The organism is Microbacterium sp. NPDC059771, assembly GCF_042732495.1.
GTDB classification, from domain to species: domain Bacteria; phylum Actinomycetota; class Actinomycetes; order Actinomycetales; family Microbacteriaceae; genus Microbacterium; species Microbacterium sufflavum.
The window spans coordinates 711888-728967 of sequence record NZ_JBHWHK010000001.1 but is presented as its reverse complement, the minus strand read 5'-3'; the positions used below and the strand labels follow the sequence as shown (position 1 = coordinate 728967).

16 protein-coding genes are annotated in these 17080 nt (G+C 72.8%); 5 read left to right on the top strand and 11 right to left on the bottom strand.

The window, feature by feature from the left end; genetic code table 11:
- The first annotated feature begins 23 nt into the window (after positions 1-23).
- Genes kdpC through ACFV3I_RS03515 form a run of 3 tightly spaced genes read left to right on the top strand, consistent with a single transcriptional unit; the run spans position 24 to position 3825 of the window.
- Positions 24-605, top strand: coding sequence for a potassium-transporting ATPase subunit KdpC (gene kdpC / locus ACFV3I_RS03525; protein ID WP_247638867.1), 582 nt, complete (start codon positions 24-26; stop codon positions 603-605).
- Entirely contained in the window at positions 602-3157 is a 2556-nt protein-coding gene (locus ACFV3I_RS03520; RefSeq protein ID WP_247638208.1) for an ATP-binding protein, read from the top strand. Before kdpC ends, ACFV3I_RS03520 begins: the two co-directional genes overlap by 4 nt.
- Entirely contained in the window at positions 3154-3825 is a 672-nt protein-coding gene (locus tag ACFV3I_RS03515; protein ID WP_136032732.1) for a response regulator, read from the top strand. Before ACFV3I_RS03520 ends, ACFV3I_RS03515 begins: the two co-directional genes overlap by 4 nt.
- Here the strand turns inward: ACFV3I_RS03515 and ACFV3I_RS03510 are convergent.
- Positions 3807-4625, bottom strand: coding sequence for a tryptophan-rich sensory protein (locus ACFV3I_RS03510; protein WP_247638207.1), 819 nt, complete (start codon positions 4623-4625; stop codon positions 3807-3809). The two genes, ACFV3I_RS03515 and ACFV3I_RS03510, sit on opposite strands and share 19 nt — an antisense overlap.
- A 163-nt stretch (positions 4626-4788) precedes the next feature.
- Between ACFV3I_RS03510 and ACFV3I_RS03505 the strand changes: the two genes are divergently transcribed.
- Positions 4789-6030 (top strand): glycosyltransferase family 4 protein, encoded by a 1242-nt coding sequence (locus ACFV3I_RS03505; protein ID WP_247638206.1) that lies wholly within the window; start codon positions 4789-4791, stop codon positions 6028-6030.
- Positions 6031-6046: 16 nt separating this feature from the next.
- Here the strand turns inward: ACFV3I_RS03505 and ACFV3I_RS03500 are convergent, their stop codons facing one another.
- Complete coding sequence (locus ACFV3I_RS03500) at positions 6047-6613, bottom strand: TetR/AcrR family transcriptional regulator (protein ID WP_136032725.1); 567 nt, start codon at positions 6611-6613, stop codon at positions 6047-6049.
- A 96-nt stretch (positions 6614-6709) separates the two neighbouring features.
- Between ACFV3I_RS03500 and ACFV3I_RS03495 the strand changes: the two genes are divergently transcribed.
- Positions 6710-7552 carry an alpha/beta fold hydrolase gene (locus ACFV3I_RS03495; protein ID WP_247638205.1) on the top strand — a complete coding sequence of 281 codons (843 nt, stop codon included), beginning with the start codon at positions 6710-6712 and terminating at the stop codon, positions 7550-7552.
- A 210-nt stretch (positions 7553-7762) separates the two neighbouring features.
- Here ACFV3I_RS03495 and ACFV3I_RS03490 read toward each other — a convergent pair whose 3' ends face one another.
- The 9 genes from ACFV3I_RS03490 to ACFV3I_RS03450 form a co-directional block, all read right to left on the bottom strand.
- Positions 7763-9850, bottom strand: coding sequence for an iron ABC transporter permease (locus ACFV3I_RS03490; protein ID WP_378822377.1), 2088 nt, complete (start codon positions 9848-9850; stop codon positions 7763-7765).
- Entirely contained in the window at positions 9847-10878 is a 1032-nt protein-coding gene (locus ACFV3I_RS03485; protein WP_378803253.1) for an ABC transporter substrate-binding protein, read from the bottom strand. The genes ACFV3I_RS03490 and ACFV3I_RS03485 overlap by 4 nt, the downstream gene beginning before the upstream one ends.
- A 28-nt stretch (positions 10879-10906) precedes the next feature.
- Entirely contained in the window at positions 10907-11746 is an 840-nt protein-coding gene (locus tag ACFV3I_RS03480) for an ABC transporter ATP-binding protein (protein WP_136032718.1), read from the bottom strand.
- A gap of 1 nt (position 11747) precedes the next feature.
- The gene (locus ACFV3I_RS03475) at positions 11748-12707 is read right to left on the bottom strand and encodes a siderophore-interacting protein (protein ID WP_247638202.1); all 960 of its coding nucleotides are present in this window, start codon (positions 12705-12707) and stop codon (positions 11748-11750) included.
- Complete coding sequence (locus ACFV3I_RS03470) at positions 12697-13497, bottom strand: ABC transporter ATP-binding protein (protein ID WP_247638201.1); 801 nt, start codon at positions 13495-13497, stop codon at positions 12697-12699. The genes ACFV3I_RS03475 and ACFV3I_RS03470 overlap by 11 nt, the downstream gene beginning before the upstream one ends.
- Positions 13494-14567: an iron chelate uptake ABC transporter family permease subunit gene (locus tag ACFV3I_RS03465; protein WP_136032712.1), complete on the bottom strand. Its 1074-nt coding sequence runs from the start codon at positions 14565-14567 to the stop codon at positions 13494-13496. The genes ACFV3I_RS03470 and ACFV3I_RS03465 overlap by 4 nt, the downstream gene beginning before the upstream one ends.
- Positions 14564-15607: an iron ABC transporter permease gene (locus tag ACFV3I_RS03460; RefSeq protein WP_247638200.1), complete on the bottom strand. Its 1044-nt coding sequence runs from the start codon at positions 15605-15607 to the stop codon at positions 14564-14566. The genes ACFV3I_RS03465 and ACFV3I_RS03460 overlap by 4 nt, the downstream gene beginning before the upstream one ends.
- Before the next feature lie 28 nt (positions 15608-15635).
- Positions 15636-16661, bottom strand: coding sequence for an iron-siderophore ABC transporter substrate-binding protein (locus ACFV3I_RS03455; protein WP_136032707.1), 1026 nt, complete (start codon positions 16659-16661; stop codon positions 15636-15638).
- A 188-nt stretch (positions 16662-16849) separates the two neighbouring features.
- Positions 16850-17053: a cold-shock protein gene (locus ACFV3I_RS03450; RefSeq protein WP_025104028.1), complete on the bottom strand. Its 204-nt coding sequence runs from the start codon at positions 17051-17053 to the stop codon at positions 16850-16852.
- Positions 17054-17080 lie beyond the last annotated feature (27 nt).

Sequence of the window (17080 nt, the reverse complement as noted above, 5' to 3'; positions counted from 1 at the left end):
TGTCCTCCACCACCCGCACCACGATGCGCACCGCCGGGGTCGCCGTCCGCGCGATGCTCGTGCTCACCCTCGTCCTCGGCGTCGGCTACACCCTGCTCGTCACCGGCATCGGTCAGCTGCTGCTCCCCGCACAGGCGAACGGCTCGATGCTGCCCGACGACCGCGGCAGCGCCCTGATCGGACAGTCCTTCACCGACGCCGACGGCGAGGCCCTGCCGCAGTACTTCCAGTCGCGCCCGTCCGCGGCGGGCGACGGCTACGACGGCACCGCCTCGGGCGGCAGCAACCTCGGACCGGAGAACCCCGACCTGGTCGCGTCGATCGCCGAGCGCACGGCCGAGGTCGCGGAGCGCGAGGGTGTCGACCCGTCCCTGGTGCCCGCCGACGCCGTGACCGCCTCCGGCTCCGGTCTCGACCCGCACATCAGCGTCGCCTATGCCCTGCTGCAGGTGCCGCGGGTGGCCGCCGCGCGCGACCTGCCCGAGGACGAGGTGCGTGCGCTCGTGGAGTCTAGGATTCAAGGGCGGGACCTGGGGTTCCTCGGCGAGGAGCGGATCAACGTCGCCGAACTCAACCTCGCACTGGACGACCGGGAGGGTGAATGAGCGCAGCGCGCACGGATCGCCCGCCGGAGCACCAGCGCCGGGGGCGCCTGCGCGTGCTCCTGGGCGCCGCCCCCGGGGTGGGCAAGACGTTCGAGATGCTCGCGGAGGGGCGGCGCCTGTTCGACGAGGGCCGCGACGTGGTGATCGCGGTCGTGGAGACCCACGGCCGGGCGGCCACCGCGGCCCTCACCGCCGGGCTCCCCGAGGTGCCGCGACGCGTGGACGAGCACCGCGGGGTGGTGCTGACCGAGCTCGACCTGGACACCGTGCTCGACCGCGCACCGGAGATCGCCCTGGTCGACGAGCTCGCGCACACGAACATCCCCGGTTCGCGCCACCCCAAGCGCTGGCAGGACGTGGAGGAGCTGCTGCGGGCGGGCATCGACGTGGTGACCACCGTCAACGTGCAGCACATCGAGTCGCTGAACGCCGTGGTGGAGAAGATCACCGGCATCGCGCAGCAGGAGACCATCCCGGATGCCGTGGTGCGTGCAGCCGACGAGGTCGAGGTGGTCGACCTCGCCCCGCAGACCCTGCGCGACCGGCTGTCGGCGGGCCTGGTGTATCCCGCGGAGCGGATCGACGCGGCACTGTCGAACTACTTCCGTCTGGGCAACCTCACCGCGCTGCGCGAACTCGCACTGTTGTGGCTCGCCGACGAGGTCGACAGCGCGCTGCGCAGCTACCGCGCCGAGCAGGGCATCGAGGGCTCCTGGCAGGCGCGCGAGCGGGTGGTCGTCGCGCTGACCGGGGGCCCGGAGGGCGAGACGCTGCTGCGCCGCGGAGCCCGCATCGCCGCACGGTCGGCCGGGGGCGAGCTGCTCGCGGTGCACGTGACCGCCCAGGACGGCCTGCGCGGCGAGACCCCGGGCGCCCTGGCCGCACAGCGCGCGCTCGTGGAGTCCCTCGGCGGCACGTACCACCAGGTGGTCGGCGACGACATCCCCGGCACGCTCGTGGAGTTCGCGCAGGGTGCCGACGCCACGCAGCTCGTGATCGGCGTGAGCCGCCGCGGCCGCCTGACGGCCGCGCTGACCGGACCGGGCATCGGCTCCGAGGTGATCCGGCGTTCGGGCGACATCGACGTGCACATCGTGACCCACGCGGCCGCGGGCGGGCGACTCGCGCTGCCGCGCATCACCGGCGGGGCGCTGGGGTGGCGGCGCCAGGCGCTCGGTTTCGGCGTCGCGCTCGTGTTCGGCCCCCTGCTGTCGTGGCTCATGTTCACCTTCCGCAGCCCGGAGTCGATCACCGCCGAGGTGCTCGCGTATCAGCTGCTCGTGGTCGTGGTGGCGCTGATCGGCGGCATCCGGCCCGCGGTGTTCGCCGCCGTGCTGTCGGGCATCACGCTCGACTTCCTGTTCGTGGCACCGCTGTTCACGATCACGATCGCGCATCCGCTGCACGCCCTCGCGCTCTCGCTCTACGTGGTCATCGCGATCCTGGTGAGCATCATCGTGGATCAGGCCGCCCGCCGGGCGAGGACGGCGCAGCGCGCGACGGCCGAGGCGGAGCTGCTGGCGGCGGTCGCGGGCAACGTGCTCCGCGGCGACAACGCCGTGCTGGCGCTCGTGAGCCGCACACGGGAGGCCTTCGGGCTCAGCGGCGTCCGGTTGCTCACGCCCGACGGGCAGGTGCTCGCCAGCGACGGCGAGCCGGTGCCGGACGGCCGCGCCACGACCATCCCCGTGGGTGCGGCCGGCGGCGGGCCCCGCGCCCTGCTGGAGCTGAACGGCGAGCCCCTCGCGGGTCCGGAGCGCCGGCTGCTCGACGCGATCGTGGCGCAGCTCGCCGCGGCGATCGAGCACACCGACCTGCGGGCGACCGCGCGCGAGGCGGAGGCGCTGGCCGAGACCGACCAGGTGCGCAGCGCCCTGCTCTCGGCGGTGAGCCACGACCTGCGCCGGCCCCTGGCGTCGGCGGTCGCGGCGATCGGCGGTCTCCGCGCCGCGCAGGGCCTGTCGGCGACCGACCGCGCGGAGCTCCTCGCCACCGCCGACGAGAGCCTCGCGACCCTGTCGACTCTGGTGACCGACCTGCTCGACGTGAGCCGGGTGGAGGCGGGCGTGCTCGCGGTCTCGGCCTCGCGCGTGGACGCGGCCGGTCCCGTGCTCGCGGCGGTCGACGAGCTCGGTCTCGGTCCGTCCGAGGTCGACCTCGCGCTCGACCCCGCCCTGCCCGCGCTGTTCGCCGACCCGGTGCTGCTGCAGCGCGTGCTGGTGAACGTGATCGCGAACGCCCACCGTCACGCCCCCGAGGGCAGCCGGGTGCTGGTCACCACCAGCCGTCTGGGTGAGCGCGCGGAGATCCGCATCGTCGACCGGGGCGCGGGCGTGGCGCCCGAGCGCCGCGACCGCATCTTCCAGCCGTTCCAGCGCTTCGGCGACACCGACAACACGACCGGCCTCGGCCTCGGGCTCGCGCTGTCGCGCGGGTTCACCGAGGGCATGGGCGGTACCCTGACACCCGAGGACACGCCGGGTGGCGGACTCACGATGGTCATCTCCCTGCCGCTCGCCGCAGGGCCTGCCGACACGGAGGACACGGAGTGAAGCTCCTCATCGCCGACGACGACCCCCAGATGGTGCGGGCGCTGCGCATCACGCTCGCCGCGCACGGCTACGAGGTGGTCGTCGCCGCGGACGGCGCCGCCGCGATCGCCGCCGCGGCGCAGTCGCACCCCGACCTCATCATGCTCGACCTCGGGATGCCGCGGCTCGACGGCATCGAGGTGATCCAGGCGCTGCGGGGGTGGACGACCGTGCCGATCATCGTCGTCTCCGGTCGCACGGGTTCCGCCGACAAGGTCGAGGCGCTCGACGCCGGGGCCGACGACTTCGTCACCAAGCCGTTCCAGGTGGACGAGCTGCTGGCGCGACTGCGCGCGCTCTCCCGCCGCGCGGTGGCCGCCAACGGCGAGTCGGTCGTGGCCTTCGGCGACGTGGTGGTGGATCTGGCGACCAAGACGGTCACCCGCTCCGGTACCCGCGTGCACCTGACGCCGACCGAGTGGCGCATGCTGGAGCACCTGGCACGGCACCCGGGGGCGCTAGTCACCCGGCAGGATCTGCTGAAGGAGATCTGGGGCAGCGCGCAGGTGTCCGACTCCGGCTACCTGCGCCTGTACATGTCGCAGTTGCGCAAGAAGCTCGAGAGCGAGCCCTCCTCGCCCGTGCACCTGCTGACCGAGGCGGGCATGGGCTACCGGCTGGTGCTCTGAGGCGCGAGGGTCGCCGGGGTCGCTCGACGCCGGCGCACGACGGCCACGACCCCCACGAGCACCAGGACCGCGGCCACCACGATCGCGGCGATGGCGGTCGGCGTGCTCTGCGGCTCGCCGGTCAGACGACCGACCGCGAGCCAGGCGAGCCCCCACGCGGTGGCGAGGGCGGGCGCGAGACGCCCGGTGAACCACGCGCTCGCGGCACCGATGAGCAGCACCACGGCGAGCACCGCGATGGCCCACACCTCCGCCTGCTGCTCCGCGCTCTCCGGGACGGTCTGCGTGAGCCAGGCGGCGGTGTTGGCGACGGTGGCGATCGTGACCCAGCCGAAGTGGAGCCCGTTGGCGCCGTCGGTGAGCACGCGGTCGACGGCGCTGCGGGCGGGCAATCGTCCCAGCAGCACGATCACACGCGCGAGCACGGCGAGCAGCAGCGCGATCACGAGCACCGTGAGCCACAGCGTGAGGTAGCGGGCGGTCACGAGCCACAGGCCGTTGAGCACCATCGACAGGGCGATCCAGCCGCCGACGGCCTCCTGCCGGGGGTCCTGGCGGCGGGCGGGGAGGGCCTGCCACGCCGTGTAGGCGAGCAGGCCGAGGTAGATGAGCGACCAGATCGAGAACGCCGGTCCGGCGGGCGCGAGATACGAGCCCTGAGCGGACAGCGCACCGTTCTGCAGTTCGTCGACCGAGGTGCCGCCGAATGCGCCGGCACCGATGGCGGCGGCGATCAGCATGAACACGGCCGCCGCGATCACCAGGCTCTGGCGGAGGATGCCTTTCGTCGAAGTCTCCATGCCGCGACTCTAGGGTGACGGCACCGCCGCCGCAGTGCCCTTGACAGCCCCGCCGCCGATCGCTAACCAGGTAAGAGACTTGTGCCACCCCGCGTCATTCACCCGGCGGGTAAGATGTTACGTTTGACAGCACTCTGTTCCGCACGACCTGGGGGTGACCGCCGTGAGGATCGCACTCGTCTGCGACTACGCACTCGACCGCATCGGAGATGCGCAGGCCGTCGTCCTGCGCGAGGCGGAGCTGCTGCGCTCCGCGGGCGACGAGGTGGTGGTCATCGGCGCCGCGCAGCCGGGGAGCGCGCCACGCCCCGTGCCGCCGGGGGAAGCACCGATCCTGATGGCCGCCGCGTGGGTCATCCCCGGCGTCGAGATGCCGGCGATCCGCAACAGTCGTGCCCTGCGAGCGCGGCTGCGGCGCCTGTTCCGGGAGCGGTCGATCGACGTGGTGCACGTGCACTCGGAGTTCGGCCTCACCGCCGCGGCGATCCGGGTGGCCCAGGAGCAGGGCATCCCCGTCGTCCACACGGTGCACACCTTCTTCTGGCAGGGACCGGACCTGCGACGATTCGACCGGGTCGCGGCGGCGGCCGTCCGCGGACTGGCCCGCGTGCTGCGCGGACGCCCTCCTCGCACCGCCCTCGCCGACACCCCGCGCGCGATCGATGCCGCGGTGCGCAGCGTCACGCTCGACGCCGCACTGGAGGCCGACGCCGTGATCTCGCCCTCGGCGCATCAGGCCGAGGCGCTGCGGATCGCCGGGCTGCCGGAGGTGGAGGTGGTGCCGAACCCGATGCCACCGCGCGCGATCCCCGGGGTGCCGCTCCAGGCGGTCGAGCTGCCGCTGCAGGTGCTGTGGGTGGGCCGGCTCACCCTCGAGTCGGGGATCCTGGAGTTCGTGCGCGCGGTGCGACGGGCCGGGGAGGACCTGCCGCCGGGGTCGCTCGTGGCGCGGATCGCGGGAGACGGACCGCTGTACGCCGAGGCGCGCGAGGTCGCGGGGACCGCGGCGCCAGACAGCGGCAGCAGCATCCAGTTCCTCGGTCGCGTCGAGCCGGAGAGCATCCAGCCCCTTCTGCGTGACTCGCACCTGCTGGCCGTCACGTCGTTCGGGCTCGACCCGCAGCCGGTCGTGGTCGCGGAGGCGTTCCGGGCGGCGCGGAGCGTGCTGTACGTCGACCCTCGGCTGCGGGAGGGCCTGGCCGAGGCGGGGATCCTGTGCGGCTCACCCGATGCGAAGGGCATGGCGGCGATGCTGCGCGAGCTCGTGCACCACCCCGGGATCGTGGTCGAGCGCTCGCTGCGCACCGTGACGGCGTCGCACCCGTTCCAGCCGGAGCAGCACCTGCGGGGCGTGCGCGAGGCCTGGGATACGGCGGCTCGGCGGGCGGCCGACGACGACACCTGACGAGAGGTGCCGAAGCTCAGGCGGTGGCGAACGCCGCGTCGATGAGCACCTCGGCTGCCCGGCGCGCGTGCACCGCCGCCTGCGGGTCGGCCGAGATCGCCGCGGTGCTCTGCGCCCCCTCGGCGAGGATCGAGAGCTGGGCGGCCAACGCGGCCGGGGCACCGGTGTCCGCGACCAGCGCGGCCATGTACTCCTGGAACGAGGCCTTGTGCGCGCGGACGATGGAGGCGACCTCGGGGTTCGTCCCGCCGAGCTCGCCGAATGCGTTGATGAACGCGCAGCCGCGGAAGCCGTCGCTGCAGAACCAGTCCTCCAGGTAGCCGTAGACGGCGAGCAGCCGCGCGCGGGGCCCGTCGCCCGCGGCGGCGACAGCGGCGGAGAGACCCGACTCCCATTCGGTGTGCCTGCGGGCGAGGACCGCCGAGACGATATCGGTCTTGGCAGGGAAGAGCGAGTAGAGGCGACGCAGCGACACGCCGGCGGCCGTGCGCAGCTCGTCCATGCCGACGGCCGCGTATCCCTTGCGGTAGTAGAGCTCCTCCGCGGCGGAGAGGATGCGCTCGCGAGCGTCGTCTTCGGTCATGTGCAGAAGTCTACTTGACATGAGAACGCTCGTTCTCTAGATTGGACACATCGAGCGAGAACGATCGTTCTCACCGGAACCGAAAGGACCAGGATCATGGGCTACATCACCGTCGGGAACGAGAACAGCACCCCGATCGAGCTGTACTACGAGGACCAGGGATCCGGGCAGCCCGTCGTGCTGATCCACGGCTACCCGCTCAACGGGCACAGCTGGGAGCGCCAGACGCGTGAGCTGCTCGCCCAGGGCTACCGCGTGATCACGTACGACCGCCGCGGCTTCGGTCAGTCCTCCAAGGTGGGCAGCGGTTACGACTACGACACCTTCGCCGCCGACCTCAACACCGTGCTCGAGACCCTCGACCTGCGCGACGTCGTGCTCGTCGGCTTCTCGATGGGCACCGGCGAGCTCGCCCGCTACGTCGGCCGCTACGGGCACGAGCGCGTCGCCAAGCTCGCCTTCCTCGCCTCGCTCGAGCCGTTCCTCGTGCAGCGCGACGACAACCCCGAGGGCGTGCCGCAGGACGTGTTCGACGGGATCGAGGCCGCCGCCAAGGGCGACCGCTACGCCTGGTTCACCGAGTTCTACAAGAACTTCTACAACCTCGACGAGAACCTCGGCACCCGCATCAGCCAGCAGGTCGTCGACGCCAACTGGAACCTCTCGGTCACCAGCGCCCCGGTCGCCGCCTACGCGGTCGTGCCGACGTGGATCGAGGACTTCCGCGGCGACGTCGAGGCCGTGCGCGCGGCCGGCAAGCCCACGCTCATCCTGCACGGCACGAAGGACAACATCCTGCCGATCGACGCGACCGCCCGCCGCTTCCACCAGGCCGTCCCCGAGGCGACGTACATCGAGGTCGAGGGCGCGCCGCACGGCCTGCTCTGGACCCACGCCGACGAGGTCAACGCCGCCCTGAACGACTTCCTCGCGAAGTAAACCCCCTCCCCCCCTCCTCCACCCACCCACCCCGGCTCGGGGATCGAGAACGCACCTCCGGACACCCCCGGGGGTGCGTTTTCGTTCCCGCCTCCGACCGAACGCGGGGGCGGGCGGAGGCGGGATCAGAAACGCGCCCCCGAACCGGCCCGAGGGTGCGTTTTCGATCCCGCCACGGGACGAACGGACAGGGCGGGCCGGGGAGCGGGGTCAGGCGTCGCGCGAGCGCCAGAGCAGCCAGACGAAGTACGGGGCGCCGATCAGCGCGACCACCAGGCCGGCCGGCAGCTGCGCGGGCGCGATGACCGTGCGACCGATCGTGTCGGCCACCGCGACCAGCAGCCCGCCCAGCAGCACGGCGACCGGGATCACCCGCGCATGCCGCGCCCCCACCAGCGCCCGGGCGGCGTGCGGCGCGACGAGCCCCACGAAGCCGATCACCCCGATCGCCGTGACGCTCAGCGCGGCGAGCACGGCCGCCACCGCGAGCAGCAGCAGGCGCACCGGCTCCAGCCGGATGCCCACCAGCCGCGGCGTGTCCTCGTCGAGCGACAGGACGTCGAGCTCGCGGCGGCTCGACACCACGAACGGCAGTGCGATGACCAGCACGATCACCAGCGGGAGGATCTGCTCCCACGCGCGACCGTACGTCGTGCCGGACAGCCACGTGTAGATCCGCGGGGTGTCCCACGGGTTCGACCGCAGCAGGAAGAACGTCGTGAGCGAGACCGTGAGGTACGACACCCCGATACCCACGAGCAGGAACCGGTCCGCGCTCAGACCTCCTCGCCACGACAGGAGGTAGACCAGGGCGAACGCGAGCAGCGAGCCCGTCACGGCACCCGCGATCATGCCGCCCGTCGACGACGCCGCGCTCGTGATCACCAGCACGGCCCCCAGCCCGCCGCCACCGGTGACCCCGAGGATGCTGGGGTCGGCGAGCGGGTTGCGGCTCACCCCCTGGATCAGCGTGCCGGAGAGGGCGAGCGCGCCTCCCGCCACGACCGCGGCCACGACCCGCGGGGCCCGCTCGTCCAGCGCGAACGCGATCGGCGGGGCCGCCTGCCCCTGCAGCCACAGGGCGATGTCGCCCGTCAGCAGCCACGTGTGACCGGCGAGCAGCCCGAGCAGCAGCACCCCGGCAACCCCGAGCGCCACGACCACCAGGGTCACGCGGAAGCGCACGCGGCTGCGCACACCGAAGCGCACGCGCGGCGGCTCGCGGGTGGGGCCGGCGTCGCGCAGCCGTCGGGCCATGAGCACCAGCACGATCGCGCCCAGCAGCGTCGTCGCGACCCCCGTCGGGATGAGGATCGCGGCCTCGGCGCCGATCAGCGCCCGCAGCAGGGCGTCGGCCAGGATCACCACGATCGCGCCGAGCAGCCCCGCGGCCGGGATCAGCAGCAGGTGCCGGTTCAGGCTGGGCACCACGCGGGACAGCAGCCGCGCGAGCACCGGCGCGCACAGTCCGACGAAGCCCATCGGTCCCGCGAGCGTGACCGACACGGCCGTCAGCGTGACCGCGAGGAGGATCCCGATCGCCCGCGTGGAACGGATCGGCACCCCGAGCGACGAGGCCGTGTCGTCGCCGAGCGCCAGGATGTCGAGGCGTCGGGCGAGCACCAGGGCCAGCACGGTGGCGACCACCACGACCGGGGCCGCCTGGAGGAACGCGGTCAGCCCGAGCTGCGACAGGCTCCCGCTCCCCCACGCGAGCAGCCCGGTGGTCTCCTCGTCGAAAAGGATCAGCAGGGTCGAGGTGCCCGCCTGGAAGGCCAGCGCCAGGGCCGTGCCGGCGAGGATGAGGCGCGTGGTGGACGAGCCGGCACCGCCCGCGAGCCCGAGCACGATCCCGGCCGCCACGAGCCCGCCCGCGAACGCCACCGCTCCGGACGCCCACACGGGCACGGCGATCCCGAACGCGGCGAGCGCCGTGACCGCCAGGTACGCTCCCGCGGTCACCCCCAGCGTGTCGGGCGAGGCGAGCGCGTTGCGGGCGAGCGACTGCAGCAGGATCCCCGCCACGCCCAGGGCGACCCCGACCGCGACGCCCGCGGCCAGGCGCGGGATCCGCGAGCCCCACAACACGTCGGCCGGGGGCAGCACGGCCCCGCTCGTGCCCTGCGTGAGATGCCAGCCGGCGACCGCGACCAGCAGCACCGCGAGCAGGACGAGCACCCCGACCCCCGTCAGGAGGGCCTTCGGCCCGCGACTCTCCGCCTCGACGGAGACGGCGGTCGCGCGACGCGCCGGCGCCGCGGGATCCGTCGTGTCGTCGAGGCGGAGGGTCTCGGTCACTTCGAGAGCACCTCGACGAAGCCGTCGACGATCTGCGCGGTCGAGCGGGGGCCGCCGAACGTCCAGATGCCCGCGGGGAACGCGGTCAGGCGGCCGTCGGCCACGGCGGGCAGCGAGGTCCAGGCCGGGTTGTCGGCGAGGGCGTCCATGATGTTCTCCGAGTCGGGGTCTTCCGTACCGGTGTAGAACAGGTTGGCGTCGCCGACCGTGGTCATGCCCTCCACGTCGGTCTGCCCCAGGCCGTACACCGGGTCGACCGTCCCGGTCCAGGCGTTCACGAGTCCGAGCTGCTCGCCGACCTCGCCGACGAGCGAGCCCTGGCCGAACGGCCGCAGGGCGACGTTGCCGCCGTCGACCCAGCCGTCGAAGAACACGAAGTCGCGTGTCGCGAGCTCGCGGTCCGCCAGCTCGGCCTTCGCGTCGTCGAGGTGCTGCTGGAACTCCGCGGTCACGTCGTCGGCGCGCTCCTCACGACCCGTGACCTGCGCGATCAGGTCGAGCGTGTTCAGCATCTTCGCGATGGGGTCCTTCGCATCGGCGCCCACCGTCGCGAGCACCGGCACGTCGTACTCCTCGAGCTGGGCCACGATCGGGTCGTCCGTCCCGCGCACCTCGACGATCACCAGGTCGGGGTCGGTGCCGAACAGGGTCTCCAGGTTCGGCTCCTGCCGCGTGCCCACATCCACCACGTCGTCCGGCAGCTCCTCCGCCGACACCCACGTGGAGTAGCCCTCGGCGTCGGCGACGGCGACCGGGGCCACGCACAGCGTCAGCGCGTCCTCGATCTGCTGCCACTCCAGCACCGCGATGCGCTCGGCCGGCCGGTCGAGCTCGACCGTGCGGCCCAGGTCGTCCGTCACCGAGACGGCACCGGTCGAGGTCGCGGTCGCGTCGTCCGCGCAGCCCTCGCTGGTCGAGACGGGCACTGCGGCGTCCGAGGCGGACGGCGTCTGCGTGGTGCCGCACCCGGCGAGCGCGAGGGTCAGCGCACCACCGAGGGCGAGCACGGCCAGGGGGGTCTTCTTCATCGGGTGTTCCTCCAGGGGTGGGGGTGGATCAGAGTGCGGTGCCGGCGCGATGCCGGGCGTGATGGCGGCCGCGCGGTCGCACGCGCACCAGCCCGGTCTCGTCGTCGACGACGGTGTCGATGCGCAGCCCGTAGACCTCCGACAGGTTCTCGCCCGTGAGCACCTCGACGGGGGTCCCGGCGGCGTGCACGCGCCCGCGATGCAGCAGCACCACGTCGTCGGCCACCGAGGCCGCGTGGTCGAGGTCGTGCAGCACCACGCCAAGGGCGGTGCCGTGGTCGTCGGCGAGCTCGCGCACCAGGTCGAGCGTCTCCACCTGGTAGCGCAGGTCGAGGTGGTTGGTCGGCTCGTCGAGCAGCAGCACCCCGGTGTCCTGGGCCAGCGCGGTCGCCAGCCACACGCGCTGCAGCTCTCCGCCCGACAACTGGTCGACCGGGCGGGCGGCCATGTCGGACAGCCCGGTGAGCGCGAGCGCGCGGGCCACGGCTGCCCGGTCGGCCTCGGTGATGCCGGCGAAGCGACCGCGGTGGGGGTGCCGCCCGTACGCGACCACGTCGGACACCTCGATGCCGGACGGGTGGGGACGCGACTGCGACAGCATCGCCACGGTCTTCGCGAACTCCTTCGCCGACAGGGCGGCCGCATCCCGCGGCTCGTCCCCGCCGACGCGCACCGTGCCGCCGTCGATGCGGTGCAGGCGGGCGAGGGCGCGCAGCACGGTCGACTTGCCGCTGCCGTTCGGGCCGATCAGCGCCGTCACCCGCCCGGGGGCGAGGCGCAGCGACACGTCGTGCACCACGCGGGAACGGCCGTAGCCGAGCACCAGGGAGTCGCCCTGCAGGGCGGGCCGCCCGTCGGTCGCGGTCACGTCAGCCCCGCATCGCCACGCCGCGGCGCCAGTAGCCCATGAACGCGACCTGGCGGCGGTCGATGCCGAGGTCCTTCACCAGGTGCCGGCGCAGGGTCGTGACCACGCCGCTCTCCCCCGCGATCCAGAAGTAGCGCTCCACCGGGGTCGCGGTCGCGGGGTCGATGTCCTCGCCGAGACCCGAGTACTCCGGCGTCTCCCACAGCAGGTCTTCCGTCTCGACGTCCTTCACCCGGATCTCGTCGGTCGCGTCGGCGTCTCCGAGGTAGCCGAGCACCGCGGGGATGAGCCGGAGGCCGTGCGGCTCACCCACGTCGCGGGGCAGCCAGTGCACCTCCACCCCGGCGGGCGGGTCGATGCGCAGCACGTCGGCCGGCGACGGCACCTCGATGAACGCGACGCCGCGGAGGTCGCGCGGCGCGTCCTCCAGGATGCGGGCGATCGCGGGGGCGGCCGTCTCGTCGCCCGCCAGCACCACGGAGTCGGCGCGACCGGGGCGGTACTCGGCACCGCCGTGCGGAACGACCCCGCGCCGCGGACCGACGAGCCACAGCTCCTGCCCCACGGCGGCCGTGCTCGCCCACCGCGATGCGGGCCCGGTGAGCCCCGGCTCCAGGTGCAGCACGAAGTCCACGTCCACCTCGGTCGTGTCGTCGGCGGCCACCCGCAGCTCGCGCACCGAGTACGTGCGCATCGCGCCGCGCTCGGCCTCGGGCACCGCGAGGTAGGAGCCCCACCAGTCGTCCGTAGTGCGGTCGATCTCGGGCAGCACCCCGGAGGCGGGCGGGAACACGAGCTTGATGCGACTGTCGAACACGGCGCCGGGGGTGCCCAGTTCACGCAGGTCGTCCCCGCCGAGGGTCACCCGCACGAACGAGGGCGACACGCGTTCCACGGCGCGCACCTCGGCGCGGGTGAGGAGGTAGGTCGGGCGTTCGGTCGTGGTCGTCTCAGCGGACATGATGCCTTCCGATGGGGGTGACCATCGGCTTCCCGGAGACCGGGTCGACGGTGATCTGGTTGGGCAGCCCGAAGACCTCTTCCACGAGCTCGGCGGTCACCACGTCCTGCGGCGACCCCGTGGCGTACACGCGGCCGTCCTTCATGGCGACGAGCTCGTCGGCGTAGCGGGCGGCGAGGTTGAGGTCGTGCAGCACCATCACGATCGTGGTGCCGCGGGCGACGCTCAGGTCGGTGAGCAGGTCGAGCACCTCGACCTGGTGGGCGACGTCGAGGAACGTGGTCGGCTCGTCGAGCAGCAGGATGTCGGTCTCCTGCGCGAGGGCCATCGCGATCCACACGCGCTGACGCTGTCCGCCGGAGAGCTCGTCGACGCTGCGGTCGGCGAGATCGCTGATGCCCGTGGCGTCGAGCGCATCGGCGACGACCTCGTAGTCGTGCGCACTCCAGCGCGACAGCGCCCGCTGGTGCGGGTGGCGTCCGCGCCCGACGAGGTCGGCCACCGCGATGCCCTCCGGGGCCACCGGCGACTGCGGCAGCAGCCCGAGGATGCGCGCGACCTCCCTGGTGGGGCGGGTGTGCACGGACGTGCCGTCGAGCACCACCTGGCCGGCCACGGGCGACAGCAGCCGGGCGAGGGCGCGCAGCAGGGTGGACTTGCCGCAGCCGTTCGCGCCGACGATGGTCGTGATCTTGCCCGGGGCGATCTGCAGGTCGAGCCCCTCGACCACGGTGCGGTCGCCGTAGGAGAGCGTCACGCCCTCGGCGGACAGGGTGTGGGCGGCGGTCACAGGGAGCCTCCGGTGCGGTTGGTGCGGATGAGGAGGTAGATCAGGTACGGCGCGCCGACGACGCCGGTGACGACGCCGACGGGGTAGCGCGTGCCGAGCGCGAACTGGCCGATGAGGTCGCCCGCCAGCACCAGCACCGCGCCGACGAGACCGCTGGGCAGCAGGAGGGTCGCGCCCGGTCCGGTGAGCCGGGCGGCGATCGGTCCCGCCATGAACGCGACGAACGCGATGGGGCCGGTGGCGGCGGTCGCGACGGCGAGCAGCGCGACGGCACCGAGGATGAACACCACGCGGGTGACGCCGACGCGCACGCCGAGGCCGGCCGCGGAGTCGTCGCCCAGCTGGAGCGCGCCCAGGGCCCGCCCCTGCGTCAGCAGCAGCGGCACCAGCACGACCGCGGCGATCGCCATCGGCAGCACCCGCTCCCACGAGGCGTTGTTGAGGCTGCCGGTGATCCACTGCATGGCGGTCTGGATGTCCCAGTTCGCGGCGCGGGAGAGCAGGTAGGCGATGACGCTCTGCAGCATCGCCGCGACCCCGATCCCGATCAGGATCAGTCGGGCGCCGGCGAAGCCGCCCTTGATCGCGAGCAGGTAGATCGCGAGCGCGGTGACGAGGGCGCCGGCGAGTGCGAGCAGCGACACCATCGGGCCGTTGAGCGAGAGCACGACGATCCCGAAGACCGCGGCCGCCCCGGCGCCGTGCGAGATCCCGATGATGTCGGGGGAGGCGAGCGGGTTGCGCAGCATGGTCTGGAAGGTGACGCCGGCCATGCCGAACGCGAGCCCCGCGAGGATGGCGAGGATCGCCCGCGGCAACCGCAGGTCGCCCACGGTGAACGACGCCCCCGGCACGGTCTCGCCCAGGATCACGCGGATCACCTCGTCGAGCGGATAGAACGTGTTGCCCACCATGAGCGCGACCGTGAACAGGGCGAGCACGACCACGGCCAGCGCGACCGTGACGAGCGCGTGCCGGCGGTGACGGGCCCGGCGTCCGGCGATCACCCTGGCCGTGCGGGCGGCCGCGGACTCCTCCGCGCGGACGAGCGTGTGCTCCGTGGCGCTCACAGCTCCCTCACCCTCTGTCGGCGGACGATCCAGATGAAGAACGGCGCCCCGATGATCGCGGTGATGATGCCGACCTGGATCTCGTCCGACGACGGCGAGATCACCCGGCCGACGATGTCGCTCGCGGTCAGCAGGGCCGCTCCCGCGAGGGCCGAGAAGGGCAGCAGCCAGCGGTGGTCGGTGCCCACGAGCAGGCGGCACAGGTGCGGCACGATGAGCCCGACGAAGCCGATGGGCCCGGCGATCGCGGTCGCGGCTCCGGCCAGGATCACCGAGCCGAGCGCCGAGACCGCGCGCGTGCGCGCCACGCGCTCGCCGAGCCCCGTGGCCATGTCGTCGCCGAGTGCGAGGGAGTTCATGCCGCGGGCGGTCAGGAAGCACAGCAGCGCGCCGACCGCGAGCACGGGGGCGGTGATCGCGATGCGCGGCCACTCGGCTCCCCCGACCCCGCCGATCTGCCACGACTGGAAGGTCTGCAGCAGGTCGACCCGCGGCAGCATGACCGCGCTGATGAGCGAGGCGAACGCGGCCGAGGTCGCCGCGCCCGCCAGGGCGAGCTTGAGCGGGGTGGCGCCGCCGCGGCCGAGCGACCCGACGGCGTAGACGAACACCGCGGCGGCCGCGGCGCCGGCGATCGCGAACGCCATCTGGCCGTACGGGTTGCTCAGCCCGAAGAACGCGATGCCGAGCACGACCGCGAACGACGCCCCGTTCGAGATGCCGAGGATGCCGGGCTCGGCGATGGGGTTGCGGGTCACGGCCTGCATGGTCGCCCCGGCAAGCGCGAGCGCGGCGCCCACGAGCAGCGCGAGCACCGTGCGCGGGAGGCGCTTGATAACCGCGGCCTGCCCGATCGTGTCGGACTGTCCGCCCAGGGCGGCGAGGATGTCGTCGAGGGAGACCGCGCGTGCCCCGAACGACACCGAGAGCACCGCCAGCACCAGCAGCACCACGACCCCGGCGCACAGCCAGAGGGTGCGCGCCAGCACCGGGCGCCGCAGGGCGGCGGCGTCCGGTGCGAGCACGGGTGCGGAGATCACGGTGACTCTCGGCGGCGGTGCGACGCGGTTACGGCGCGAGCGGTGCGGCCAGGATCGCCAGGTAGTCGTCGAGGCCCCACGGGATGGACAGCGGCGACGGGTTCGCCGAGGCGGCGATGGGCGTGGCGTTGGGCAGGATCGCGACGCGGCCCTCGGCGATCGCGGGGATCTTCGACAGCAGCGGGTCGGCCTGCAGCGTGGCGAGGGTCGTGTCGTCGCCGTAGGTGACCAGCACGTCGACGTCGTCGAACTTCTGCGCCTCCTCGGCGCTCACCTCGAGGTTGAACTTGTCGCTGCCCACGCTCTCCTCCACGATCGCGGGGAACGGCAGGCCGAGGGAGTGGAGGTACCCGGGGCGCGTGTCCGCGGCCGTGTAGTAGCCGATGGTGCTGAGGTCGCTCGGGTCGAAGTACGCGAACAGCACCTTCTTGTCCTTCAGCACGCTGTGGGCCTCGAGCGCGGTGTCGGCGTCGGCGTGCAGCTCATCGATCAGTGCCTCACCCTCGTCCTTCAGCCCGAGCGCGGTGGCGTTCATCTCGATCATGTCGTCGACCGACGTGCCCCACTGGACCTCGGGGTAGGCCACGACCGGCGCGATCTTGGAGAGCGTGTCGTACTCCTCCTGCGTCAGGCCGGAGTAGGCCGCGAGGATCACGTCGGGCTCGGTGTCGGCCACGGCCTCGTAGTCGATGCCGTCGGTCTCGTCGAACAGAGCCGGGGTGTCGCCGCCGAGCTCGTCGAGCTTCTCCTCGACCCAGGGGAGGATGCCGTTGTCGTCGTCGTCTCCCCAGGTGGCCTTGCTCATGCCGACCGGGACGATGCCGAGCGCGAGCGGGACCTCGTGGTTGGCCCAGGCGACCGTGGCCACGCGCTCGGGCTTCTCGGTGATCGTGGTCTCGCCGAAGGCGTGCTCGATCGTGACGGGGAACGCGTCGTCGGAGGCGGGGTTGCCGCCCGAGGAGGAGGTCGACTCGGGGGCCGAGGACGAGCAGGCGGCGAGCGACACGGCGAGCGCGGCGGCCGCGCCGATGGCGAGCAGGCGAGAGATGCGCACAGGCGTTCCCTTCGGGATGGGAGGAGGGGTGGCGGCACGAGAACGCGCCCGGCCTTTGGTAAGCCTCGCCTAATCTAACCCGAAGTTAGGTCATCCTCAATTCGATGACACCGCACGGAGGTCCGGAGGGATGCGAAAAGCCGGTCGGATCCGATGGATCCGACCGGCTTCAGGAAGTCAGCGCACGCTCAGAGAGCGCGGATGTTCGCCGCCTGCATGCCCTTGGGGCCACGCTCAGCGTCGAATTCGACCTTCTGGTTCTCGCGGAGCTCCTTGAAACCGGAGCCGGCGATAGCCGAGTAGTGGGCGAAGAGGTCTTCCGTGCCGTCATCAGGAGCGATGAAGCCGAAGCCCTTCTCCGCGTTGAACCATTTCACAGTGCCAGTGGCCATGTGTTTTCTACTTTCTGTTAAGCCGGC

What these genes read in the sequence shown, in the direction of transcription:
- kdpC (WP_247638867.1), top strand. Translation starts at nt 24, where the DNA reads ATGCGCACCGCCGGGGTCGCCGTCCGCGCGATGCTCGTGCTCACCCTC.
- ACFV3I_RS03520 (WP_247638208.1), top strand. Translation starts at nt 602, where the DNA reads ATGAGCGCAGCGCGCACGGATCGCCCGCCGGAGCACCAGCGCCGGGGG.
- ACFV3I_RS03510 (WP_247638207.1), bottom strand. Translation starts at nt 4,625, where the DNA reads ATGGAGACTTCGACGAAAGGCATCCTCCGCCAGAGCCTGGTGATCGCG.
- ACFV3I_RS03500 (WP_136032725.1), bottom strand. Translation starts at nt 6,613, where the DNA reads ATGACCGAAGACGACGCTCGCGAGCGCATCCTCTCCGCCGCGGAGGAG.
- ACFV3I_RS03495 (WP_247638205.1), top strand. Translation starts at nt 6,710, where the DNA reads ATGGGCTACATCACCGTCGGGAACGAGAACAGCACCCCGATCGAGCTG.
- ACFV3I_RS03485 (WP_378803253.1), bottom strand. Translation starts at nt 10,878, where the DNA reads ATGAAGAAGACCCCCCTGGCCGTGCTCGCCCTCGGTGGTGCGCTGACC.
- ACFV3I_RS03475 (WP_247638202.1), bottom strand. Translation starts at nt 12,707, where the DNA reads ATGTCCGCTGAGACGACCACGACCGAACGCCCGACCTACCTCCTCACC.
- ACFV3I_RS03450 (WP_025104028.1), bottom strand. Translation starts at nt 17,053, where the DNA reads ATGGCCACTGGCACTGTGAAATGGTTCAACGCGGAGAAGGGCTTCGGC.